We start from the raw sequence: 22,904 nt of genomic DNA on the forward strand, positions 1-22,904 counted from the left end.
AGCCGGGCGGGCTTCCGCCAGGGCCGGCGCTATGGCCCCATCGCCTCGACAGGCTATGATCTTTCCAGGACGAACCGGCTGAGCCGAGGAACATATGTCGATCAATTCCAAGGCCCGCCGCGACGCCAAGAAACGCAAGATCGCCAAGGCCCGCAACGCGCCTCTGCCCGGTCCGAGCATCGAACCACACGCCGAGTTGCGCGACGCCCAGGGCCGTTTGCTCGGCGGCATCGTGCGCCGCGAAGGCGAATGGACGCTCGGCCTCGGCGGCCGCATCGTCGGCGGTTCGGAAAGCGCGGCGCGGGTCCTGGCCCTGCTCGAACGCGCCGCATCGCTGCACCGCGGCGAAGGCCGCGAAGTCAGCCTGGGCTGTTCGGCCGCGCTGCGCACCGCGGCGCAGACCGAAGTCGCCGAACGCGGCCTGAGCTTCGAGCAGTTCCGGGTCGAACTGGAAAAAGAGCTCGCGGTCGAACCGCAGCCCGGCCTCGGCGGCCTGCACGCGGCCAGCGAAGTCCGTCACTGAATCTCCCCGTAGGGGCTTGCCCTTCGGCGATCGCTTTGCGGAACCTGCTCTGCGGAGCCCGCGCTGCGATGCCTGCTCTTCGATACACGATCACCCGGCGACGACACCGCAACGGTTCTGCTGGGCGCATGTCGTCCCGGCTCACCGACGCATGGACCTGAAAAGCGGCTACCCGTTCTGGGCGATCCGCAACGGCCTGATGCACGCGTTTCCGCGCCTGGGCGAAGACCTGCGCTGCGAAGTGGCGGTGATCGGCGGCGGCATCAGCGGCGCCCTGATCGCCGACGAACTCGCCGCGCACGGCCATGAAGTCGTGGTGATCGAACAACGCGATATCGGCTGGGGCAGCACCGCCGCGAGCACGGCCTTGCTGCAATACGAAATCGACACCCACCTGGCCGATCTGTGCCGGCAATACGGCGAAGACCAGGCCGCCCTCGCTTACCGCGCATGCGCTGACGCCATCCCGGCGCTGCAGGCGGTCGCACGCGGCTTGCGCGCCGTCGATTTCCAGCGCTGCGCCAGCCTGTATTTCGCCAGCAAGCCAGGGCACGTGCCGGTGTTGCGCAACGAGGCCGAATTGCGCCGGAAACATGGCCTGCGCTTGCGCTGGCTCGACCAGCGACAACTCGCCAGCGACTACGGACTGCAAGCGCCCGGCGCGATCCTCAGCGCCTGCGCCGCTGCGGTGGACCCCTATCGATTCACCCTGCGCTTATTGGCGCGGCTGCAGCGGCGCGGCATCGGCGTGTTCGATCGCACCCGCATCGAGCGGCTGCACGCGACCTCGCGTTCGGTCGAACTGCGCACCGGCGAAGGCCTGCGCGTGCGCGCCGATCATGCGGTGATCGCCGCCGGCTATGCGGGCCAGCATTGGCTCAAGCAGCGTTTGGCGCGCAATCGCAGCAGTTACGCCTTCGCCACCGATCCACTCGAAGCCGAGCAGTTGGGACGACTCGGCAAGACCTTGGTCTGGGAATCGGCGCGGCCGTATTTGTACTTGCGCGGCACCGGCGACGGCCGTCTGGTGGTCGGCGGCTGCGACGATGCGGTCGACGTGCCGGCGCGGCGCGATCGTCGGGTCGAATCGCGCGCAGCCAAACTGGTGGACAAGGTCGGCCGACGCTTTCCCGGCCTGCGCCTGCAACCGGCCTTCGCCTGGGCCGGCACCTTCGCCGAAACCGCCGACGGCCTGCCCTGGTTCGGCGCACATCCGCAATACGGCAAGCGCGTGCAGTTCGCGATGGCCTACGGCGGCAACGGCATCACCTACAGCATGATCGGTGCCGGGTTGTTGCGCGCCGCGATCGAGCGCCGGCCGCATCCGCTGGCGCGGCTGTTCTCGTTCGAGCGGGCGGCCTGAAGCGCCGACGCCGGAAACGAAAACGAGCCGCGATGCGGCCCGCTCTCGTAATGCGCGTTCTCGCAACGCATTGTGCGGAGGCGAGGCAGCGGCCGCCTCAGCAGCAGCGACCGCTCGCCTGGACGATCAGGAACGCACCGGCACCAGGGTGATCTCGACGCGACGGTTCTGGGCGCGGCCGGCGTCGGTGTCGTTGCTGGCGATCGGGCGGGTCTTGCCGGCGCCGGTCAGGATGAAGCGATCGCGCACCAGGCCCTTCGACATCAGGTAATTGCCGACGCTGGCGGCACGCTGCTCGGACAGGCGCTGGTTGACCGCATCGGTGCCGATGCTGTCGGTGTGGCCGGCGACCTCGACGATGGTCTGGTTGTACTCGGTCAAGGTGCTGGCGACGTTGTCGAGCACCGAATAGAACTGCGGGTCGAGGCTGGCGCTGTTGAAGGCGAAGGTGATATTGCTCGGCATGTTCAGGGTGATGTTGTCGCCCTGGCGGACCACGTCGACGCCGGTGCCGGCCATGCGGTCGCGCAGCGCGCGTTCCTGGCGGTCCTGGTAGTTGCCGATGGCGCCGCCGGCGAGGCCGCCGACACCGGCGCCGATCAGGGCGCGCTGGCGGCGTTCGGTGGCGTCGTCGCCGCTGAGCAGGCCGGCCGCGACACCGGCGAGCGCGCCGATCAAGGCGCCCTTCTGGGTGCGGTTCATCCCGCCCTGCTGTTCCGGCGGCGGGTTCTGGCCCGGATACGGTTGCTGCTGGCCGCCGTAATAGCCGCCACCGCCGGTGGCGCAACCGGCGAGCAACACGGTCATGCTGGCAGCGGCCAGGGCGAGCTTGATCTGGGTGTTCATGGGAATTCCTCGTCTGTGTTGCGGGGCGCAGACAAGCTAATCACGCCGCCGTCGCGGACGAGTGACGAGGGAAATCCACATTCAGGTCGCGGTCGGAGAGCGGTCCGCGCACCCCGGACCGCGGTCGGATAGCGATCCGCACCCGCGGACCGCGGTCGCTCAGCCGACCGTCACAGCGCCGGCATCAAGGCGTCCGCGGCCTCGGCATTGAGGGTGACGTCCCAATTGCCCATCAACGACAGGTACAGCAGCTTGTCGAACTCGCTGCCGAAGCGCTGGATCACCGCGTCCGGATCGGGGATCAGCTTGCCGTCGGCGATCAGGCCGAAATGCACGCGCCCGTTGTAGCTCAGGATCGAAATGCCGATGCCGATCGAGCCGGTCTGCGGCACCCAGAACATCATCTCGTCGAGCCGGCAGCCGGCCAGGTACAGCGGTTGCTGCGGGCCCGGCACATTGGTCGCCACCGCGGTGGCCTTACGGCTAAAAAGCTCCAGCGCCAAGCCCTGCACCTGTGCCGGGGCCATGCCTAGCGCGGCCAAAAGCCCAAATGCAACAATGGCTTGGCGTGAGTTCTTCAGATTATTCATGCACTCGGCGACGCGTTCCACCCGCCGGATCGGGTTGTCTTCGCCGACCGGCAGGTCGAGGAACACCAGGCCGAAATGGTTGCCGAGTTTGCGCGCGTGTTCGAGCGGGCGCAGGTTCACCGGCACGGTCGCGCGCAGGGTCAGGCCGTCGACGTTGTCGCCGCGCTCGATCATGTAGCTGCGCAGCGCGCCGGCCGCGGTCGCCATCAGCACATCGTTGACGGTGCAGTCGCAGGCGCGGCCGACCGCCTTGACCTCTTCCAGGTCCAGCGGCTCGGCCCAGGCCACGCGCTTGCTGACGCCGAGCTTGCCGCGCAGCAGCGACGGCGGGTCGTCCGGTAGCGACAAGGCATGCAGCAATTCGCGGGCGATTTCGCCGCCCTCCTTCGCCAGCATCGCGGCGAGGGTCGGGTCGCGGTACATCTCCATGCTCTTCTCGACCACCTTGCTGCCGAGCTTCATGTAGCGGTCGACCGCACCGACCCGACGCGCGACCTCGACGCCGTCCTGCTTGAGCCAGGCATGGGCGAGGTCGCTGCCCTTGGCCGGCTCGGCGGTGGTGTCGGTCAGCGACAGCAGCACCTGGACCAGGGCGATGCCGTCGGCATAACTGTGGTGGATGCGCGCGATCAGCGCCGAGCCGCCGTTGTAACGCTCGACCAGGTGGAATTGCCAAAGCGGCCGGCTGCCGTCGAGCGGGCTGGAGGCCAACTGGCTGACGAAACGTTCCAGCCCGCGCTTGCCGCCGCGCCCCGGCAAGGCCGTGTGCTGGACGTGCCAGTCGAGATCGAAGTCCTCGTCGGTCTGCCAATAGGCGCCCGCGGCGGTGTCCACCGCCTTCTGGCTGAAACGCGTATAGGCCAGGAAACGCTGCTTGACCACGCGCTTGAGGGCGTCCAGCGACATCGGCTCGGCGAACATCAGCACGCCGGTGATCATCATCGGATTGGTCGGCCGTTCCATTCGCAACCAGGCCGTGTCGACCCGCGACATCGCCTCGCGACGCGCGCGTTTGCGCGATGTTGCCCCCGCTTCTGCTTTGGCCATGCGCCCTCCCAAGCGTCAGCGTCGAGTGAATCACGCTGCCGCGAGCGGCGTCAACGCGAGCCGCACCGAAGCGGGCGCTGCGCTCGCCTCATCGACGCGGCTTGCGACGCCACGCACGCCCTGCGTGCTAGTCGCGCAACTTGCGGTAGGCCTCGAGCGCATCGTCGCGGCCGGCCGCCAGGTCGACCAGCGGATGCGGTGGATAGTCGGGCGCGTGTTGGCGCAGCAGCGCCGCATCGCGCCAGGGCGCGAAACGCAGCGGCACCGGCAGGCCGGCGAGCTCGGGCACCCAGCGCGCGATGTAGTCGCCGTCGGGATCGAACTTCTCCGACTGGGTCACCGGGTTGAACACGCGGAAATACGGCGCGGCATCGGCGCCGGTGCCGGCCACCCATTGCCAGCCCAGGCTGTTGTTGGCCAGGTCGGCATCGACCAGGGTGTCCCAGAACCAGCGCGCGCCGTGGCGCCAGTGATAACGCAGGTGCTTGGTCAGATAGCTCGCCACGATCATGCGCACGCGGTTGTGCATCCAGCCGGTGCTCCACAGCTCGCGCATGCCGGCATCGACGATCGGGATGCCGGTGCGGCCCTGCTGCCAGGCCTCCAGGCGCGGCTGCGACAGGCGCGCCCAGTCGAAATCGGCGAAGCGCGGATTGAAGTTGTGCTCCGGCGTTTCCGGAAAGTGATGCAACAGGTGATGAGCGAACTCGCGCCACCCCAGCTCGCGCACCGCCGAGTCGACGTCGCGGGCATTGCCGGCGTTGCGATGCCCGCGCAGCACGCTCGCCACCCGCCACGGCGCGATCTCGCCGAAATGCAGATGCGGCGACAAGCGCGAGGTGCCGACCCGGTCGGGGCGGTCGCGTTGCTCGTTGTAGCCGCGCAAGGCACCGTCGACGAAGGTCTCCAGCGCCGCCTCGGCGCCGGCCTCGCCCGGCGTCCACTGGCTCCAGAACGGTTCGGCCCAGTCGCGCTCCGGCGCTAGCTTGAACGCGGCCAGCGGCACGCCGTCCGGCCCTTCGCGAGTGCTCGGCAACGAGGCCGGCGGCTGCCACAGCGGCTCGTCCTTCCAGTTCGCCAAGGCCGAACGCCAGTACGGCGTGAACACCTTGAACGGCCCGCCTTGCTTGGTCCGCAAGGTCCACGGCTCGAACATCAGCGCGCTGTTGAAGCTTTCGACCTCCAGGCCCATGCCGCGCAGGGTCTGCTTGATCTTGGTGTCGCGGCGTTCGATGTGCGGCTCGTAGCGACGGTTCCAGAACACCGCCTGGGCGTCGGTGGCGAGGATCAGCGATTGCAGCGTGGCCAGGCTGGGGCCGAAGAAATGGCGCAGATGCGAACCGCGCTTACGCAGGTCGCGGTCGAGCGCGGCGAGCGAACGCTGGCGCCAGGCATCCGAAGCCGCCCCGGGACGCCAGGCGGCGTGCTCGTCGGGGGCGTGGATGTAGATCGGGATCGGGGTGTAGCCGGCATCCAGCGCGGCACGCAACGCGGGATGATCGGCCAGACGCAAATCGTTGCGGAACCAGATCAGCGCGGTCGCGTTGGCTTCGGGCATTGCGGCAGCCGCAAGGTCGAGGAGGCGGCAGTATGCCGCGTCCTCCGCCGTCCAGAACGGACGGGGTTCATGCTCGAACCCCGTCCGTGCGGTGGCTGCTTACTGGGACTGCAGTTCCGTGATCGCGGCCTGGGTCTGGACCAGGCCCCAGCCGGTGTTGTTGTCGCGGCCGGCGGCGTCCAGGTCCACCGCCGTGGTCGCCAGGGCATCGCGGACCTGCTGCGCGGTCGCGGTCGGCTTGGCGCTCCACACCACTGCGGCCACGCCGGAGACGTGCGGCGTCGCCATCGAGGTACCGCTCTTGTTTTCGTAGGCGATGTTGCTGACCGACGGGGTCGCATCGACCGTGGCGCTCTGCCCGGCCAGGGTGGCGATGATGGTTTCGCCGTCGGCCTTGCTGATGCCCACCGCCGGCAACGTGCTGGTCACCGGCTGCGGCGGGGTCGCCGAGCTGTACAGACCGGCCAACAGCGGGCCGTCGACGTTGTTGTAGACCACCATGGCCAGGCCGCGACCGGTCTTCACCTTGGTCGCCTTGTCGGTGAAGGTGTTGGTGCCGCGCTGGCACAGCACGACCTTGTTGCGCCAGGTGTTCGAGGACGCCGTGCACTGGCCGCCGTTGACCCAGCCGGCGCTGGCGGTGGTCTGCTTGGAGCCGCTGATCGGGTTGGCGGCGAACTGGCTGTTGCCGACCACCAGCGGATCGTTGGCGAGCGGCGTGGTGCTGTAGGTGTCCACGCCCGGCGCGGCGAGTTCGACTTCGCTGTTGAACTGGGAGAAATCGGCCTTGGCGTTGTTCTGGTCGACCGCCGCCACCGACACCACACTCGGGTACGAGGCCGGGTAGCTCAGGGTGGCGTTGCCGTCGTTGCCGGCCGCGGCGATGCTCAGCACGCCGTTGTTGGCCAGGGTCTGGAAGGCGTTGCTCTCGGTGGTCGAGCTGCCGCCGCCGCCCAGGCTCATGTTGATGATCTTGGCGCCGGCCGCGGCGCAGCGGTTGGCCGCGTCGACCAGGGTCGAGCTGTAGGTCCACGAGCACTGGCCGTGGCTGCTGCCGTTGTAGCCGTTGCTGCCGAAGATCTTGACGATGTGCAGCGAGACCTTGCCCGGGCTGACGCCGACCACGCCGGTGCTGTTGTTGGCCGCAGCGATGGTGCCGGCGACATGGGTACCGTGACCGCAGGTGTCGGTGTTCCAGCCGGTCGGATAACCGGTGATGGCGATGCCGGCGAAATCTTCATGGCCCGAGTTCATGCCCGAGTCGATCACGCAGACCTTGATGCCGGCGCCGGTGGCCGCGCCGGTGTCGATGACGCCGTCGCGATTGGCGTCCCACACGTCGCGGGCCTGGACCTGATCGATGCCGTAGGGAACGCTCTGCGCCATCGGATAACGCGGCTGGTCGATCTCCACAGACTCGACGTCGGGGTTGTCGCGCAGCGCCTTGACCGCCTCGGCCGACGGCAGGGTCAGCACGGCGGCATTGAGCTTGTCGAACTGGAAATTGACCGTGGCGTCGCCGCCGTGGGCGGCGGCAAGTCGGGTACGCAACGCCTGCACCTTCTGCTGCACGTTGGCCTGGACCAGACCGCGGTTGGCGGCGCCCGCGCCGGCACCGGACTTGAACTTGACCCAGACCCGGTTCGGGTTCGGGCCTTCGGCGTTGGCCATGCTCGAAGCGACCATCATCGCCAGGCCCAGACCCAGTGCGCTCACCAAATTGCGTTGCTTCATTCGTGACTCCCCGAGATAGAGTGCGGCCCGGACGTGGTCCGGGCCGGTTGCCGCGTGCGGTCTTGGCCGCGACGCTCCAACGACGCTAGCGCTCTCGGGGATCGGCTGGGAATGGGAGGAATCGCCCAGACGAACTATTAATTTGTGATATTCATAACAAATTTATACTGATGAACGACGGTTTTGGCCGCCTGTAGGGAGGTAACCACGTTTAGGCGTTGCGGCTTTCGCAAACCCCAACGAGACGAGGTCAAGCGGCCCTCAGGACGCCGACCGCCCCCCCGCGGCAAGCAAGCATCGCGACCGCACCCCTGCCCTGCCCCTCGGCGGAGCGTGACCGGCGCCGAAGCGCTCAGGCTTCGACGAAGCGCACCCGGCGGGTGATCGAACAGGTGAGTTCGTAACCGATGGTGCCGCTGACCTCGGCGATGCGCTCGACCGGCAGTTCCGGCCCCCACAGCACCACCGGATCGCCGACCTGGGCCTCGGGGATGCCGCGCAGGTCGATCGTCATCAGGTCCATCGAGACCCGGCCGATGACCTGGGTGTCGTGGCCGGCGACACGCACCGGCGTGCCCGAGGGCGCCGCGCGCGGGTAGCCGTCGCCGTAGCCGATCGCGGCCACCCCGACCAGCATGTCCTCGGGGCATTCCCAAGTCGCCGCGTAACCGATGCGTTCGCCCTTGCCGACCCGGTTGACCGCGATCAGGCGGGTCGACAGGGTCATCGCCGGACGCAGGCCGAAATCGGCGCCGGTGCGCCCTTCGACCGCGCTGATGCCGTATAGCAGACCGCCCGGCCGGATCCAGTCGGCATGGGCGTCGGGCCAGCCGAGCACGGCCGCGGAATTGGCCAGCGAACGCGAGCCCGGCAGATCCGCGGTGGCCGCGGCGAAGGCCTGCAGTTGCTGGCGCGTCTGCGGTTTGTCGAATTCGTCCGAGCTGGCGAAGTGGTTCATCAGCACGATGCCATCGACCACGCTCGGTGCCGCGCTCAGGCGCGCATGCGCCTGGTGCACGTCCTGCGGAGCGAAGCCGAGCCGGTGCATGCCGCTGTCGACCTTGAGCCAGCAGCGGATCGGCTCACCGGCGCCGGCCTGTTCGAGCATCTCGACCTGGCTGATGTGGTGGACCACCGTCTCGACGCCGAGCCGGCGCAACTGCGGCAGGTCGTCGGCTTCGTCGAAGCCGGACAGCAACACGATCGGCTGCGACAGCCCGGCTGCGCGCAGGCGGTCGGCGTCGGACAGGGCGGCCACGCCGAACGCATCGGCGCCTTCGAGCGCCCGCGCCACGCGTTCCAGACCGTGGCCGTAGCCGTCGGCCTTGACCACCGCCATGACGCGGCTGTGCGGCGCCATGCTGCGCGCCTGGGCGAGGTTATGACGCAGCGCGTCGGTGTGGATGCTTGCGGAAGTCGGTCGTGCCATGCGCGCATTCTAGCGGGCGCCGGTGCGCGCCAGCGCGCTCGACGGCGAGCCGCCACGGGGACGCCGCGCAAACGACGCGAGCGGCAAACACCTCGTCCATAAAAAACCGCGCGGGGCGAACCCTGCGCGGTTTCGGGTCGAATCCGATCGGAGGACCGATCGGGTCGACCGGTCGGATCGGACCAGTCGGATCGGGCCAGTTCGATCGAAGCCGGCGCGGCTCAGTCGCAGCGGCGCTCGATCACGGTCTCGGTCTTGTTCTGCTGGTTTTCCTGGATCTTGCGACCGGCGAAAGCGCCGCCGACCGCACCGGCCGCGGTCGCGAGCTTCTTGCCGCTGCCGCCGCCCACCTGGTTGCCCAGCAGACCGCCCGCGACCGCACCGATGGCGGTGCCGGCGATCTTGTGCTGATCCTTGATCTGCTTCGGACGCTGCACTTCGACGTCGTAGCAACGCGGCTGGTGCGCCTTGGACTTGGACTTGGTCTGCGCGGTCGCCGCGCCGGTCACCATGACGCAGGACATCAGGGCGACGGCGATCGTGGATTTGAGCTTGGAGTTCATGGACTCACCGATAAGAGGTATGGACGGGATGCACGATGCGCCGGCATCCGTCACGACTGCGTCAACCCAGTCGCAAGCTCGGTGCCGCGCATGTTCGCAAGGCTAACGATGCGATGCTGAACGCGCGCAAGCATGTATCCGACTCGACACGGTCGCCCGACGAATCTGCGACGCGTTGCGCGTATGCCGTGCGTCGCTACTGCCGCGTCGATTCGCGATGCGGCGGTGGCGTCGATTCGAGGCGCGCAACCAAGTCGGCCGTCAATGGATTCGCCCGCGCCGATGCGGTCGCCGATTCGCCGTCGGCACCTGCGATGGATCGTGCGCTGTCGGAGACCGATCGTCGCGGCCACGACCGATTTGTCCCGCCAACGCCAAGCGCCGGAACTTCGCCGCCCTGCCCTTCGAGCGACTCGACTTGACGTCATGCGACATTTGTCGCATGTTTGTGACATCTGACGCTGGAGCCCCTGCGATGATCCGCCCGTCGAATGCCGAACTGGAATTGCTGAAGTGCCTGTGGCGCGAGAACGCCTGCAGCGCACGCGAGTTGCACGAGCGCGTCGCGCCGCTGCTGGACTGGTCGTACTCGTCGACGCGCAAGACCCTCGAACGCATGGTCGACAAGGGCCTGGTCGAGGAAATCGGCGAACACGGGCTCAACGTCTACCGCGCCGCGGTCGGCAAGGTCGCCGTGCTCGCCGCGCTGAGCAGCGACTTCGCCAGGCGCGTGCTCGAAATCGACGGGCCGCTGCCGACCCAGGCCTTCGCTGACAGCCGGCTGCTCAACGAAGACGAGATCGAGCAACTCGAAGCGATGCTGCGCGACGGCGAGCCGGAGTCGCAGGCATGACCTTGCCCAGCCTCGAATTCTGGTCGCTGCACCTGGGCGCCTGTCTGGCGACCGGCTTGCTGGCCTGGGCCCTGGGGCTCGGACTGCATCGCACCCTGCATCTGTCGCATGCCTCACGCGGTTACTGGCTCGCGGTGTGGACGCTGGCGGCCTTGCCGACCGCGGCCGCACTCGCCTTGCGCGGGCTCGGGCCGGAGACCTCGTCCTGGCCGATAACCCCCTCGCTGCCGCTGCCGGTGCTGAGCGACGGCGGCGCCTGGTCGGGCCTGGCCGCCGCATCGCCGGCGACGTCGGCCGCAGCAAGCACGCTGCGCGATTGGCTCGAACCCTTGCTCGCCGCCTTGTATTTCAGCGGTGCGATCGTCGCTGCGCTGCGCTGGTGGTCGGGCCTGCGTGCGGTGCGCCGCATCGTCGCGGCCTCGCGTCCCTTCGACGGCGCGGTCAACGACACGTCGGTCGCCGCCGAATGCAGGCGCCTGTGCGAGTCGGGCATCGAGCTGCGCACGATCGACCACGCGACCAGCCCGTTCGCGGTTTGCCTGCCGCGCCCGACCATCCTGGTCCCGGCCGCATTGAGCGCACAGATGAGCGACGAACAATTGCGCATGGTGTTGCGCCACGAAGCCGTCCACCTCGCCCGGCGCGACCCGCAACGCGCTGCCGCGATGCGCCTGGTCCAGGTGGTGCTGTGGTTCGATCCTTTCCTGCGCCTGATCGCCCAACGCGTGCAGATCGCCGCCGAACTGCGCTGCGATGCCGACGCCATCGCCGACCGCACCGAGCAGCGCCGCAGCTACGCCCAGGCCTATCTGCAGACCTTGCGCCTGTCCGCCGGCCTGCCCCTGCCCGCTTCGGCGGCGGCGTTCTCGCGCAAAGACCCCGGTCATCATCGCCTGCGCATCGCCCATATGATCGAAGGCGACCGGCGACGCCGCGTGCCTTCGGCGTTGCGCTGGGTGCTGGCGGCGACGGCGTTGATCGCCGGCGCGGCGATCGCCTCGGTGCAGATCGGCGCGACGCCGACGACGAACACAGCAGCGACGAGCAGGCCGGCACTCATGCGCAGTTTGCCGAGCGCAGTCAGCAACACAGCGGCGAAGGCCGCACCTCGCCCGGCCGTCGCCACAGCCGCAGCCGCAGCCGCAGCCAACGCCGAGATCGAGTTCTCCTCGCCGATGCGCAAACCCAGGATCAGCGGCCACTTCGGCGAAGTCGGCCCGCCGCGCACCAACCCGCATCGCGGCCTCGACTTCGCCGCCGCGCGCGGCACGCCGGTGCATGCGCCCGCAGCCGGCGTCGTGGTCGCAGCGACCGAACGCTACGACGACGCGCCGAACTACGGCACCGTGGTCGTGCTCGATCACGGCGGCGGCTGGCAATCGCTGTACGCCCATCTCGACGCTTACGAGGTCCAGCTCGGCCAACAGGTCGCGAGCGGCGAACGCATCGGCCGCGTCGGCAGCACCGGCAAGGTCACCGGCCCGCACGTGCATGTCGAGATGCTGCGCAACGGCCAACGCGTCGACCCGGAGCCGCTGCTGCGATGAGCCCGATGCGATGAGCCCCAAGTGACGAGCTGGATGACTCCGTAATCGTCCCCGGCGACGCGCGAGCCGCGTCGCCGCCCACACCCGGCCTGTTCACACCGATGCCCCGCTTGCGGGCAGGGCCGGCCTTTGCCCGCGATCTCCCGCTCCGTCGCCGCCAGGCGCGACGGGCTGCGCGAGTGCGCCCTCACTCCCGGTCACTATGCAATCGACATCGTCTCGACCCTCGACTTCGCTGCGCCAGGCATGCCGCCTGGCCCTGCTCGCCCAGGCGTTGCTGGCCTGCGCCGCGGCCGGCGCTCAGCCGGCCCAGGCCTCGCCGTCGCCCTCCGCGGCGACGGCATCCGTCGCCGAACTCGACACCGTGGTCGTCGAAGGCCGGCGCTACGACGCGCGCCGCGAGGACACCGCCTCGCGCACGGTGGTGAGCCGCGCCGAACTGCTCGCATACGGCGACGGCAGTCTCGCCGATGCTTTGAAGCGCTTGCCGGGCGTCAGCGTCGGCAACGGCGCGCCGGGCAGCTCGGGCGCCATGTCCCTGCGCGGCATGGGCAGCGGCTACACCCAGTTGCTGATCGACGGGCAAGCCGCGCCGCCCGGTTTCGACCTCGGCGCCTTGTCGCCGGACATGATCGAACGGATCGAGATCCTGCGCACGACCACCGCCGACCTGCGCAGCGCCGCCATCGCCGGCACCATCAACATCGTGCTGGCCCGGCAGGCGCGTCGCGACAGCGACGAACTCAAGCTGGCGCTGGGATGGTCGAATGGCCGCCAGTTGCCGAGCCTGCACTGGAGCCATTCGCGCCGCGGCGGCTATCGCAGCCATTCGCTTGAGACCTCGCTGACACGGCGCGAGTACTTGGTCGAGGAAACCGGCGGCGAAATCGCGCGCGACCGCGATGGAGCGCTGCGCTCGCAACGCAGCACCCGCTTGCGCGTCGACGGCTATCGCGACGCGCTTTCGATCGCACCGCGCTTCGAACTGAGTCTGGAAAACGGCGACACCCTGGCCCTGCAGTCCTGGCTCGACGCCGGCCATGCCGGCAAGTACGCCGATATCGGCTGGGCGACCTCGCTCGGGCCGGAGCTCGACCACGTCCGCTACCGCCAATTCACCGGCACCGACGTCGTGCAACTGCGCAGCGACCTGCACTGGAGCCGCGAATTCGAGCAAGCCGGCAAGCTCAGCAGCAAGCTCGGCCTCAGCGGCAATCGCGAACGCTCGCGTTTCCGCGAACAGGGCTATGCCATCGATACGAGCCAGAACCTCGATGACGTTACCGACGGCAAGTTGCGCGCGCACGGGCTGACCACCAGCGGCAAGTACGCTCTGCCATGGTCGCAGTCCGATGCGGAGGACCGCGGCCGGCACGCGCTCGAACTCGGCTGGGAGACCGGCCTGGAACGCCGCCGCGAATCGCGCCTCCAGCATCTGCGCGCCATCGCCGGCCAGCCGGAAATCATCAGCGACCTCGCCTTCGACGCCACCGTCCGCCGGCTGGCCGTGTACGCGCAGGACGAATGGAAGCTGAGCCCCGCGTGGTCGCTGTATCTCGGCGCACGCTGGGAGCGCATCGACACCCGCAGCGAAGGCAACCGCTTCGCCACCGTGCGCAACGGCGCCAGCGTGCTGTCGCCGGTGCTGCAGTCCTTGTGGAAACTCTCGCAGACCGGCAACGACCAGATGCGCCTGGGCCTGAGCCGCAGCTACCGTGCGCCGGAACTGCGCTCGCTGATCCCGCGCCCCTACACCTCGACCAATAACCGCGCGCTCAATCCCGACCAGCAAGGCAACCCGGCGCTGCGGCCGGAACTCGCGACCGGCCTCGACCTGGCCTACGAGAAGTATTGGGACCGCGGCGCGATGCTCAGCCTCGGCGCCTACCTGCGCGAGATCGACGATCTGATCCGTACCGAGACCCGGCTGATCGACGGACGCTGGGTCGCGTTGCCGGACAACGGCGGGCGCGCCCGCAGTTGGGGCCTGGAAGTGGACAGCCAGTTCTCGCTGTCGCGCTGGTTCGCCGCGCTGCCGGTCGATGTGCGTTTCAACCTCACCCGCAACTGGTCGCGGGTCGACGCTCTGCCCGGCCCCGACAACCGCATCGACAGCCAACCGCGCCTGACCTCGACCCTGGCCGCCGACTATGCCCTCGGCCCGGCCTGGACGGTCGGCGCGAGTTACAGTTACCGCAGCGGTGGCCCGGTGCGCACCAGCCTGCACGAAACCGAAAGCGAATCGCCGCGGCGCGAGCTCGACGCCTATGCCTTGATCAAGTTGGGCCAGCGCAGCAAGTTGCGCCTGAGCCTGGGCAATCTGCTCGAACGCGACATCGTCAGCGCGGCGGAATATTTCAACGAGCAAGGCTGGCAAGGCACCCAGCGACGGCGCCCGACTTCGCTGTTGCTGCGGGCGCAGCTCGAAATTCCGTTGTAGGCCTCCCTCGACACGCCCCACGGCATCGCATGGCGTTGCAACGGAAAGATGCGCTGCCTGGCCAGCGTCCCAGCCGTCCAGCGGAACCGAGCGGTTCGCGCTGAACAGCCGAAGACGCCTGCAACGGGCTGTCTGATTCAGTCTCGGCCCCACAGACGCGTTGCACGCTCCGAAGTCGCATGCTCCAAAGTTGTACGATCCGAACCAGTCACGAGGCGCGAACCGAACGTAGGTTCAGCAACTTATAGGCGGCGGGAAGCACGAGCATCGAGAGCAAGGGGGCGCTGAGCATGCCACCGATCATGGGCGCGGCGATTCGCTGCATGACCTCCGAACCCGCCCCGCTGCCGATCAGGATCGGCAACAACCCGGCGAGAATGACCGCAACCGTCATGGCTTTCGGCCGTACGCGCTGCACCGCACCCTCGCGAATCGCCGCATCCAGATCGATAGGGCCGGAGTCCGGGTTCGCGATTCGTTGGCGCTCCCATGCCTGACGCAGGTACAGAAGCATGATGATCCCGAACTCCGCGGCCACGCCGGCCAGGGCGATGAAACCGATCAGCGTGGCCACCGACACGGCATGGCCCATCGCCCAGATCAGCCACAAGCCGCCGACCAGCGCGAACGGCAGACTGAGCATGATGATCCCTGCTTCGGAAACACGGCGGAAGACCAGATAGATCAAGCCGAAGATGATGAGCAACGTCATCGGCACCACCACGCGCAGACGTTCGCTGGCACGCTTCAGGTATTCGTACTGGCCCGACCACCCCAAAGCGTAGCCGGCGGGCAGCGCCACCTGCTTGGCGACGGCCTGCTGAAGGTCCGCCACCACCGACCCCAGGTCGCGCCCGAGCACATCCACATAAACGTAGTTGCTCAAACGGGCGTTGTCGCTGCGCAGCATCGGCGGCCCTTCGCTGAATCTCAGTTCGGCAATCTGGCCCAAGCTCAATTGCACTCCGTTCGGCGCGACCAACGGCAACTGCGCAAGTGCCGCCGGCGAGTCGCGGAGCGTTCGTGGATAACGCACGACCACTGGATAGCGCTCTCGGCCCTGTATGGTCTCGGACACCGGCTCTCCTCCCACCACGGTAGCGATCAAACGCTGCGCATCGGCCTGGCTCAGCCCATAGCGCGCAGCGACATCCGGGCGCAGCTTCACGTCCAGATAGCGACCGCCGGCGATGCGCTCGGCCAGCGCCGAACTCACCCCGGGTACGGTCCGCGCGACTCGCTCGATGCGATCGCTCAGCTCGGCCAACACGCTGGTGTCCGGTCCCGACACCTTGATCCCGATCGGGCTTTTGATGCCGGTCGCCAGCATGTCGATGCGATTGCGGATAGGCGGCACCCAGAGATTCGTCAATCCGGGCACCTCGACCGCCGCATCGAGTTCTTCGCGCAGCTTTTCCGGGGTCATGCCTTTGCGCCACTCACTGCGTGGCTTGAACGTCACCGTGGTCTCGAACATCTCCAGCGGCGCCGGGTCGGTTGCGGTCTCCGCGCGGCCGGCCTTGCCGAATACATGCGCCACTTCCGGCACGGTCTTGATCATGCGATCGGTCTGCTGCAGCAATTCCGCGGCCTTGCCTGCCGATAACCCCGGCAATGCGGTCGGCATGTAGAGCAGCGTCCCTTCGTCCAGCGGCGGCATGAACTCGCTGCCCAGGCGCGACAGCGGCAGCAAGCTCACGGCGAGCACGCCCCCCGCCAGGACCAAGGTCAGCTTGGGAAAACGCAGCACGGCATCCAGCACCGGCCGATACACCGCGATCAAGCCGCGGTTGAGCGGGTTGTCCCGCTCCGGCCGGATGCGTCCGCGAATCAGGTAGCCCATCAGCACCGGAATCAGCGTGACGGCCAGGCCCGCAGCCGCGGCCATCGCATAGGTCTTGGTGTAGGCCAGCGGCGAGAACAACCGCCCCTCCTGCGCTTGCAAGGCGAATACCGGCACGAACGACAAGGTGATCACCAGCAGGCTAACGAACAATGCCGGCCCGACCTCGCTCGCAGCCTGCGCCATCAACTGCCAGCGCTCTTCGCCCTGCGGCTGGCGGCCATGTTCGTCGAGGAAATGCTCCAGGTGCTTGTGCGCGTTTTCAATCATCACCACCGCGGCATCGACCATCGCGCCGATAGCGATCGCGATGCCGCCGAGCGACAGCAAGTTGGCGCTGATGCCCTGCTGGTGCATGACGATGAACGCAGCCAGCACACCCAACGGCAGACTGACCACGGCGACCAGTGCCGAGCGCAGATGCCAGAGAAACAAGACGCAGACCAGCGCAACGACCAGGAATTCCTCGCCGAGCTTGCGGGTGAGGTTGTGTACCGCTTCCTGAATCAGCCCGGAGCGGTCGTAGACCGGGACGATCTCGACGCCCGCCGGCAGACTGGCTTTGAGCACCTTCAGTTTCCCCTTGACCGCCTCGATAGCCGCGAGCGCGTTCTTGCCCGAGCGCAGGACGATCACCCCGCCGGCGACTTCTCCCTCGCCGTCCAGTTCGGCGATACCGCGCCGCAAGCTCGGACCGCGCTGCACCGTCGCCACGTCCCCCAGCAATACCGGTACGCCGTCATTCCCCGAGGTCAGCGGCACGCGCTCGAAGTCCTCGCGCGAGCGCAGGTAGCCTTCGCTGCGCACCATGACTTCGGCCTCGCCCTGCTCGATGACCGAACCGCCGGTGGCGCCATTGGCATCTTTTACCGCTGCGACCAGCCGATCGACGGTGATGCCACGGGCGGCCAAGGCCTGTGGATCCGGCACGATCTGCCAAGCCTGAACCATGCCGCCGATGCTGGCGACCTCGGCGACATCGGGCACAGTCTTGAGGTCGTAGCGCAGGAACCAGTCTTGAAGCGCGCGCAGTTCGCCCAGGTCGTGCCGCCCGCTGCGATCGACCAGTGCGTACTCGTAGATCCAGCCCAAGCCGGTGGCATCCGGCCCGAGCGAGGGACTGACCTGCGCCGGCAGGCGATCGCGCACCTGGCTCAGGTACTCCAATACGCGCGAACGGGCCCAATACAAGTCGGTGCTGTCGTCGAACAGCACATAGACGAACGAATCGCCGAAGAAGGAGAAGCCCCGCACGGCCTTCACCCCGGGAACGGAGAGCATGGTCGTGGTCAGCGGATAGGTGACTTGGTCTTCGACGATGCGCGGCGTCTGTCCCGGCCATTCGGTACGGATGATGACCTGGGTATCGGACAGATCGGGCAAGGCATCCAGTGGTGTCCGCGATACCGACCATATCCCGGCTAGCGCCAGCGCGATCGCCGCGAGCAGCACGAAAATGCGATGCGCCATCGAAGCGCGAATGATGCGGGCGATCATGGCCGCGACTCCGGCGACTCGGCCTCGTCGGGGTACTTGGGCACCAGTTGCATGTCCATGTACGGCGATTTGCCGGGCTGCTCGAAGTGCCGGTCCGGCATCATCGGGTCGTACCAATACAGGGGTTTGCGTTCGCCCGAGCGCATGGAGGCCGCGGGGGGCATTGCATTCTCCGCAGCCATGGCCGATGCGTCGGAGTCGCTGCCGAGGCGCTGCAGCGCGCCGGAAAGATTGGCTTCCGAATCGATCAGGAACTGGCCCGAGGCGACCACGCGTTCGCCGCCCTGCAAGCCGGTAAGTACTTCCGTCATGCCTTTGCTGCTGCGGCCCGTCTGCACTCTTACCGGGCGGAACGCACCGTCCTCGCCGAGAAGGATCAGCCGCATCTGCCCGTCGCTGGCGATCAGGGCCTCGGTCGGCACCAGCGGGTGTTCGTCGCCCGTGCTCGGTTGCAACGCGACCTGCGCGAACATGCCCGGCGCCAGCACGCCCTGCGGATTGTTCAGCACGATCCGCAGACGCTGGGTCCGGCTGCCGACATCCACCTGCGGCAACAGGGCCTCGACTTCGCCACGAAATATCCGCCCCGGCAACGCATCCACGCTGACCTCGGCCGGCGTGCCGGCGGCGATACCGAACAACCCGCTCTGCGGAACCGCCGCTTCGACCCAAACCGTCGCGGTGCCGTTGATGCGGTACAACAAGGCGCCCATGCCTGCGGATTGTCCCTCGCGGATGCCGATTTCGCTGACCACGCCCGCAATTGGCGAGGTTAATGTCATGCGGCCGCCTCGCCCGGTTCCCGCCGGAATGCCTAAAGCGCGCAAACGCTCGTGGGAGGCCGATTGCAAGGTCCGCGCCGACGCCGAGCGTGCCCGGCCCAGCGCCTGCGACTCGGCCAGTGCGGTGCTCCATGCCGGTGCGACGATGCTGACCAGGGCCTCCCCGGCACGTACGCGCTCGTAAGGCGTTTTGATGTGTTGGCGCTCGACGATGGAGTCGGCCCGGGCACTGACCACACGTTCTTGCCGCAGGTCCCAACCGATGGTTCCGGGCACGCGCACGGCCACTTCCAGTCGGCCACGCGTCGCCGCGACCGTGCGTATGCCGAGGTTTTGGCGGACGCCGGGAGCGATCGCGATTCCGTTTTCGCTGGCGCCATCGGCGTACTTCGGCACCAGTTGCATGTCCATGAAAGGCGACTTGCCGGGTTTTTCGAAACGCTGATCCGGGACCATCGGGTCGTACCAGTACAACGCCTTGCGTTCGATGGCCTGCGCAGCCGGATCGGCCAAGGCCTGGGCGTCGGTGCGCGACTGCCCCCACCAATAGCCGGCGCCTGCCGCACCCAGCACGGCGACGCTCGCCGCAGCGACTGCCAAGATACGAACAAAACGGGTCATGGCTGCGTCTCCGAAGGCAACAGGAAGGCCAAGGCGGCCCAAGAGCGGGCGAGCTCGCCCAAATATTCGACCAGGGACAAATGGACCGAGAGTTCATCGCGCCTGGCGTCGAGCCATGGTCGCAATTCGCCGCCCGCGCGATACCCCGCCATCGCCGTCGCACTGCGGTCGCGGGCTAGCGGCAACAGCGAGGCCTCATGCAGCGCGACTTGCCGTTTGAGTCCGTCCCAGCGTGCGATATCGGCGCGCAATCGGGCGCTCTGTTGGCGCCGCGAATCCTCGCGCATCGCCAGCGCCGCCCGATAATCCGCTTCTCGGGCCGCGATGCCACGATCCTGGCGACTGCGCGCGAACAACGGCAGCCCGATTCCGACTTCGAGCATCAACATGTCACTGCGACCGCCGGAGCGCTGGCCGAAAGACGCCGCCATGCTCCAGTCGGGGCGTCTTTCGGCACGGGCGAGATCGATCTCGGCGGCGGCGGACTCGACCTGTGCGTTGACCGGCAACAAAGCGCCCATGCGTTCGACCTCGCTCAGCAGCCGCTCCTTGGGGATGGGCAAGGCAGTGAAATCGGGGGCCTCGCCGGCGGCTTCGATCGCATCCTCAGCCAGCCAGCGAGCCAAACTCGCCTGTGCAGCGGCCTCGGAGGTGCGTGCCGCTTCCATTCGGTTGTCTAGTTCCAGGACCGCCGCTTCGGCCGCCAAGGCATCGCTGACCGAATCGCTGCCGCCGGCGACACGGGCCTTGGCGAGTTTGGCGGCCGTCGCGGCCTCCTCTCGCAGCGCTTGCAGCGCGGATCGTCGCTGCTGCGCGGCCCACAAGTCGATCCAGGCTTCCGCCGCGGCGCGGCGTATCGCCAGGTCTTCGGCCGCCGATTGCGCCTGGGCCTCATCGATCAGGCGACCGGCCAGGGTCCGGCGCGCTTCGCGCTTGGCGCGCGAGGGAATCTCCTGGCGCAACCCGATCTTTTTCATGGTCATCTCGTCGACGCGGGTATCGAACGCATCGGCACCGGTGACCGGTAAGTCTTCGATCCCGACGCTGAGCATCGGATCCGGCAAGGCCGCGGCGCGGGCGGACTCCTGACGCGCCGACTCGACGGATGAGCGCCGCGCATCGAGCAAGGGCGCACGCTCCACGGCGATACGGACGGCCTGGGTGAGGGAAACATCATGGGGGGCGGCGCTGAGCGCCGAAGCGTGCGCGATCGACGCGACGAGCAGACAGGGCGTTAGCGCCCGTGCGAACACACAGCGACCGGCGCCGGTGAGAGGACGACGAGACATGGAACCTCCGAAACGAAAGCAAAGCCAGCGCACGACGCGAACGCGTCGGCGCAATCGGGTTTGTTCGATGCGGGGCTTAAATCAGCAGGCTGCAGTAACGCAGTCGTGGTGGCGGATCGGATCGCGCGATGGGCGCTTCGGATTGCACGCCCGGGCAAGAAGCCGGTGGAGCCAACACGGGGGCGAAACCCAGCGGCGGCAAAGCCAGCGGCAACACCGACAGCTTCACGATGTCCGGCGCCACGCTGTGGTCCGGATTGCACTGCTTGTCGCACAGCGCCGGATTGTCCTGCTTCAGCGCCATGCCCATGTCCGCGCAATGCTCGGACATGGCGACCGCTTCGGCCGGCATCTGGGTCATCGAGCACGCATAGGCCGCCGTCGCCAGCTGTTGAAACAGCAAGCACAAAATCAGCGCAAGGCCGATTCGTAAGCGACGACGAGAGCGACGGGTCATGCGAAAAGCCCACTCCTGCAAGGCGGACAGCATAAGACCGCATTCAGCGAGAAAAGTTGCATGCTGCCGGCGTTGCTCGGGGAGGAACACCGCTGCTTGCGAACTAACCAACCACCGCCTCCCCGCCTCCGCCCGTTCGACGACTCGACCGCCGGGCACGAACACGGGCGATCAAGACCCTTGCCGGCGGATCTTCACTGAAGTGCCTGGGCGATCCAAGCTCAGGCTTCGGCTTCGAGTACCGGCTGAACCTACCGAGACCGTGCAGATCGCACGACAGGGCTTGCGACTACTCGAACGAGCCGATGCTGTCGTGGGAGAGGTTGTCGAAGCGGGTGTATTCGCCGAAGAACTTGAGCTTGAGCGAGCCGGTCGGGCCGCTACGCTGCTTGCCGATGATGACCTCGGCCAGGCCTTTGTCCGGCGAGGTCTCTTTGTTGTAGTAGTCGTCGCGGTAAATGAAGATGATCACGTCGGCGTCCTGCTCGATAGCGCCGGATTCGCGCAAGTCGGCCATCACCGGGCGTTTGTCGGCGCGCTGTTCCAGCGAGCGGTTGAGCTGCGACAGCGCGATCACCGGCAGGTTGAGTTCCTTGGCCAGGTGCTTGAGCGAACGCGAGATCTCGGAGATTTCGGTCGCGCGGTTTTCGTTGTTGCCCGGCACCGACATCAGCTGCAGGTAGTCGATCACGATCAGGCCCAGGTCGTGTTCGCGCTTGAGCCGGCGCGACTTGGCGCGCAGCACCTCCGGCGACAGGCCCGGGGTGTCGTCGATGAAGATCTTGGCCTCGCGCAGCTGGCGGATCGCGCTGGTCACGCGGCTCCAGTCCTCGTCCTCGAGCTGACCCGAACGCAGGCGCTGCGCGTTGACGCGGCCGACCGAGGAGATCAGGCGCAGGGCGAGCTGGCTCGCCGACATTTCCATCGAGAAGATCGCCACCGCCTTCTTGCTGCGGAAGGCCGCGTACTCGGCCATGTTCAGCGCGAGCGTGGTCTTGCCCATCGCCGGACGCGCGGCGAGGATCAACAGGTCGGTCGGTTGCAGACCGGCGGTCATCTCGTCGAACTCGGTGTAGCCGGTGGCCAGTCCGGTGACCGCGCCGCCACTGGCGTAGCGGGTCTGCAGCACGTCGAAGGCTTCCGACAAGGCCTTGGTGACCGGGGTGAAGTCGGTACGGCCGCGGGCGCCGGCTTCGGCGATCGCGAACACCTGTTGCTCGGCCTTGGCCAGGATCTCGCCGCTGTCGCGGCCGTCGGGCTGGAAGCCGTCGTTGACGATCTCGGTGCCGACTTCGATCAGCTTGCGCATCACCGCCTTGTCGCGAACGATCTCGGCATAGGCGGTGATGTTGGCGGCCGACGGCGTGGTGCTGGCCAGTTCGATCAGGTAAGCGCCGCCGGCGACCTGTTCGGACAGGCCTTGCGAGTCGAACCATTCGCCCAGGGTCACCGCGTCGAACGGCCGGCTACGCTCGGCCAGGTCGCGGATCGCGCGATAGATCAGCTGGTGATCGCGGCGGTAGAAATCTTCCTCGACGATCTGGTCGGCGACGCGGTCGTAGGCGTCCGGCGCGAGCATGAGGCCGCCGAGCACGGCCTGTTCGGCCTCGATCGATTGCGGCGGCACCCGAAGCTGGTCCACGCGCTGTTCGGCGCGGGTCTCGAAACGTTTTTCGCTACGGAATCCGCCACGTGCGCTCATCGGGAAGACGATCCTCGTCGTTCGGCCGCGTGTGCGGCCAATCGAGCCGATCTAGGCTCAGGGGCTGGTGAGGGCGCCGGCGATCCGGGGATCGGCGTCGATGGGTGTCGGTCGACGTCGCAGGAAGGAGGCCGGACACGCATCGTAGTCGCGATCGGGTCGTGCCTGTTGCAGATAACCCTGTGGATAAGAAGGGGACAACTTGCCCTTTCTATGTCAC

The 22,904-nt window shown here is 67.7% G+C and carries 16 protein-coding genes; 5 read left to right on the forward strand and 11 right to left on the reverse strand.

Features of this window, described 5'->3' with window-relative positions; translation table 11 throughout:
• The first annotated feature begins 94 nt into the window (after nucleotides 1-94).
• On the forward strand, nucleotides 95-523 hold the full coding sequence (locus ACTOWK_RS04600) for a hypothetical protein (protein ID WP_441329014.1): 429 nt from the start codon (nucleotides 95-97) through the stop codon (nucleotides 521-523).
• A gap of 151 nt (nucleotides 524-674) precedes the next feature.
• Nucleotides 675-1,886, forward strand: coding sequence for an NAD(P)/FAD-dependent oxidoreductase (locus tag ACTOWK_RS04605; protein ID WP_441329015.1), 1,212 nt, complete (start codon nucleotides 675-677; stop codon nucleotides 1,884-1,886).
• 126 nt (nucleotides 1,887-2,012) lie between these two features.
• Here ACTOWK_RS04605 and ACTOWK_RS04610 read toward each other — a convergent pair whose 3' ends face one another.
• The 6 genes from ACTOWK_RS04610 to ACTOWK_RS04635 all read right to left on the reverse strand — a co-directional run bounded on the left by ACTOWK_RS04610 (nucleotide 2,013) and on the right by ACTOWK_RS04635 (nucleotide 9,653).
• Entirely contained in the window at nucleotides 2,013-2,732 is a 720-nt protein-coding gene (locus ACTOWK_RS04610; protein ID WP_441329016.1) for an OmpA family protein, read from the reverse strand.
• Between the two features lie 170 nt (nucleotides 2,733-2,902).
• Nucleotides 2,903-4,369, reverse strand: coding sequence for a WS/DGAT/MGAT family O-acyltransferase (locus ACTOWK_RS04615; protein WP_223621052.1), 1,467 nt, complete (start codon nucleotides 4,367-4,369; stop codon nucleotides 2,903-2,905).
• A gap of 127 nt (nucleotides 4,370-4,496) precedes the next feature.
• The gene (locus tag ACTOWK_RS04620; protein ID WP_441329017.1) at nucleotides 4,497-5,927 is read right to left on the reverse strand and encodes a cryptochrome/photolyase family protein; all 1,431 of its coding nucleotides are present in this window, start codon (nucleotides 5,925-5,927) and stop codon (nucleotides 4,497-4,499) included.
• A gap of 99 nt (nucleotides 5,928-6,026) precedes the next feature.
• Entirely contained in the window at nucleotides 6,027-7,661 is a 1,635-nt protein-coding gene (locus tag ACTOWK_RS04625; RefSeq protein ID WP_441329018.1) for a S8 family serine peptidase, read from the reverse strand.
• Between the two features lie 352 nt (nucleotides 7,662-8,013).
• Nucleotides 8,014-9,090, reverse strand: a complete 1,077-nt coding sequence (alr, locus tag ACTOWK_RS04630; RefSeq protein WP_441329019.1) for an alanine racemase — start codon at nucleotides 9,088-9,090, stop codon at nucleotides 8,014-8,016.
• Nucleotides 9,091-9,311: 221 nt separating this feature from the next.
• Complete coding sequence (locus tag ACTOWK_RS04635; RefSeq protein ID WP_441329020.1) at nucleotides 9,312-9,653, reverse strand: glycine zipper 2TM domain-containing protein; 342 nt, start codon at nucleotides 9,651-9,653, stop codon at nucleotides 9,312-9,314.
• 475 nt (nucleotides 9,654-10,128) lie between these two features.
• Here ACTOWK_RS04635 and ACTOWK_RS04640 point away from each other — a divergent pair, with 475 nt between their 5' ends.
• The 3 genes from ACTOWK_RS04640 to ACTOWK_RS04650 all read left to right on the forward strand — a co-directional run bounded on the left by ACTOWK_RS04640 (nucleotide 10,129) and on the right by ACTOWK_RS04650 (nucleotide 14,493).
• Nucleotides 10,129-10,506: a BlaI/MecI/CopY family transcriptional regulator gene (locus ACTOWK_RS04640; RefSeq protein ID WP_441329021.1), complete on the forward strand. Its 378-nt coding sequence runs from the start codon at nucleotides 10,129-10,131 to the stop codon at nucleotides 10,504-10,506.
• On the forward strand, nucleotides 10,503-12,053 hold the full coding sequence (locus tag ACTOWK_RS04645) for a M23/M56 family metallopeptidase (protein ID WP_441329022.1): 1,551 nt from the start codon (nucleotides 10,503-10,505) through the stop codon (nucleotides 12,051-12,053). The genes ACTOWK_RS04640 and ACTOWK_RS04645 overlap by 4 nt, the downstream gene beginning before the upstream one ends.
• A 202-nt stretch (nucleotides 12,054-12,255) precedes the next feature.
• Nucleotides 12,256-14,493, forward strand: coding sequence for a TonB-dependent receptor plug domain-containing protein (locus ACTOWK_RS04650; protein WP_441329023.1), 2,238 nt, complete (start codon nucleotides 12,256-12,258; stop codon nucleotides 14,491-14,493).
• Nucleotides 14,494-14,701: 208 nt separating this feature from the next.
• Here the strand turns inward: ACTOWK_RS04650 and ACTOWK_RS04655 are convergent, their stop codons facing one another.
• From ACTOWK_RS04655 to ACTOWK_RS04675, 5 genes are all read right to left on the reverse strand, one after another.
• Nucleotides 14,702-17,833: an efflux RND transporter permease subunit gene (locus ACTOWK_RS04655; RefSeq protein WP_441329024.1), complete on the reverse strand. Its 3,132-nt coding sequence runs from the start codon at nucleotides 17,831-17,833 to the stop codon at nucleotides 14,702-14,704.
• Nucleotides 17,830-19,236, reverse strand: coding sequence for an efflux RND transporter periplasmic adaptor subunit (locus ACTOWK_RS04660; RefSeq protein WP_441329025.1), 1,407 nt, complete (start codon nucleotides 19,234-19,236; stop codon nucleotides 17,830-17,832). Before ACTOWK_RS04660 ends, ACTOWK_RS04655 begins: the two co-directional genes overlap by 4 nt.
• The gene (locus ACTOWK_RS04665; protein WP_441329026.1) at nucleotides 19,233-20,525 is read right to left on the reverse strand and encodes a TolC family protein; all 1,293 of its coding nucleotides are present in this window, start codon (nucleotides 20,523-20,525) and stop codon (nucleotides 19,233-19,235) included. The genes ACTOWK_RS04660 and ACTOWK_RS04665 overlap by 4 nt, the downstream gene beginning before the upstream one ends.
• Before the next feature lie 76 nt (nucleotides 20,526-20,601).
• The gene (locus tag ACTOWK_RS04670; protein ID WP_441329027.1) at nucleotides 20,602-21,015 is read right to left on the reverse strand and encodes a hypothetical protein; all 414 of its coding nucleotides are present in this window, start codon (nucleotides 21,013-21,015) and stop codon (nucleotides 20,602-20,604) included.
• Between the two features lie 256 nt (nucleotides 21,016-21,271).
• Complete coding sequence (locus ACTOWK_RS04675; RefSeq protein WP_441329028.1) at nucleotides 21,272-22,684, reverse strand: replicative DNA helicase; 1,413 nt, start codon at nucleotides 22,682-22,684, stop codon at nucleotides 21,272-21,274.
• Nucleotides 22,685-22,904 lie beyond the last annotated feature (220 nt).

The sequence above is a fragment of the Lysobacter sp. CA196 genome, from assembly GCF_052078695.1.
In the GTDB taxonomy this organism is placed as follows: domain Bacteria; phylum Pseudomonadota; class Gammaproteobacteria; order Xanthomonadales; family Xanthomonadaceae; genus Lysobacter.

Coding starts and splice junctions, on each gene's coding strand:
- ACTOWK_RS04670 (WP_441329027.1), bottom strand. CDS start 21,015: ATGCTGTCCGCCTTGCAGGAGTGGGCTTTTCGCATGACCCGTCGCTCT.
- ACTOWK_RS04640 (WP_441329021.1), top strand. CDS start 10,129: ATGATCCGCCCGTCGAATGCCGAACTGGAATTGCTGAAGTGCCTGTGG.
- ACTOWK_RS04675 (WP_441329028.1), bottom strand. CDS start 22,684: ATGAGCGCACGTGGCGGATTCCGTAGCGAAAAACGTTTCGAGACCCGC.
- ACTOWK_RS04600 (WP_441329014.1), top strand. CDS start 95: ATGTCGATCAATTCCAAGGCCCGCCGCGACGCCAAGAAACGCAAGATC.
- ACTOWK_RS04650 (WP_441329023.1), top strand. CDS start 12,256: ATGCAATCGACATCGTCTCGACCCTCGACTTCGCTGCGCCAGGCATGC.
- ACTOWK_RS04660 (WP_441329025.1), bottom strand. CDS start 19,236: ATGACCCGTTTTGTTCGTATCTTGGCAGTCGCTGCGGCGAGCGTCGCC.
- ACTOWK_RS04615 (WP_223621052.1), bottom strand. CDS start 4,369: ATGGCCAAAGCAGAAGCGGGGGCAACATCGCGCAAACGCGCGCGTCGC.
- ACTOWK_RS04635 (WP_441329020.1), bottom strand. CDS start 9,653: ATGAACTCCAAGCTCAAATCCACGATCGCCGTCGCCCTGATGTCCTGC.
- ACTOWK_RS04645 (WP_441329022.1), top strand. CDS start 10,503: ATGACCTTGCCCAGCCTCGAATTCTGGTCGCTGCACCTGGGCGCCTGT.
- ACTOWK_RS04625 (WP_441329018.1), bottom strand. CDS start 7,661: ATGAAGCAACGCAATTTGGTGAGCGCACTGGGTCTGGGCCTGGCGATG.
- ACTOWK_RS04665 (WP_441329026.1), bottom strand. CDS start 20,525: ATGTCTCGTCGTCCTCTCACCGGCGCCGGTCGCTGTGTGTTCGCACGG.
- ACTOWK_RS04610 (WP_441329016.1), bottom strand. CDS start 2,732: ATGAACACCCAGATCAAGCTCGCCCTGGCCGCTGCCAGCATGACCGTG.
- alr (WP_441329019.1), bottom strand. CDS start 9,090: ATGGCACGACCGACTTCCGCAAGCATCCACACCGACGCGCTGCGTCAT.
- ACTOWK_RS04605 (WP_441329015.1), top strand. CDS start 675: ATGGACCTGAAAAGCGGCTACCCGTTCTGGGCGATCCGCAACGGCCTG.
- ACTOWK_RS04655 (WP_441329024.1), bottom strand. CDS start 17,833: ATGATCGCCCGCATCATTCGCGCTTCGATGGCGCATCGCATTTTCGTG.
- ACTOWK_RS04620 (WP_441329017.1), bottom strand. CDS start 5,927: ATGCCCGAAGCCAACGCGACCGCGCTGATCTGGTTCCGCAACGATTTG.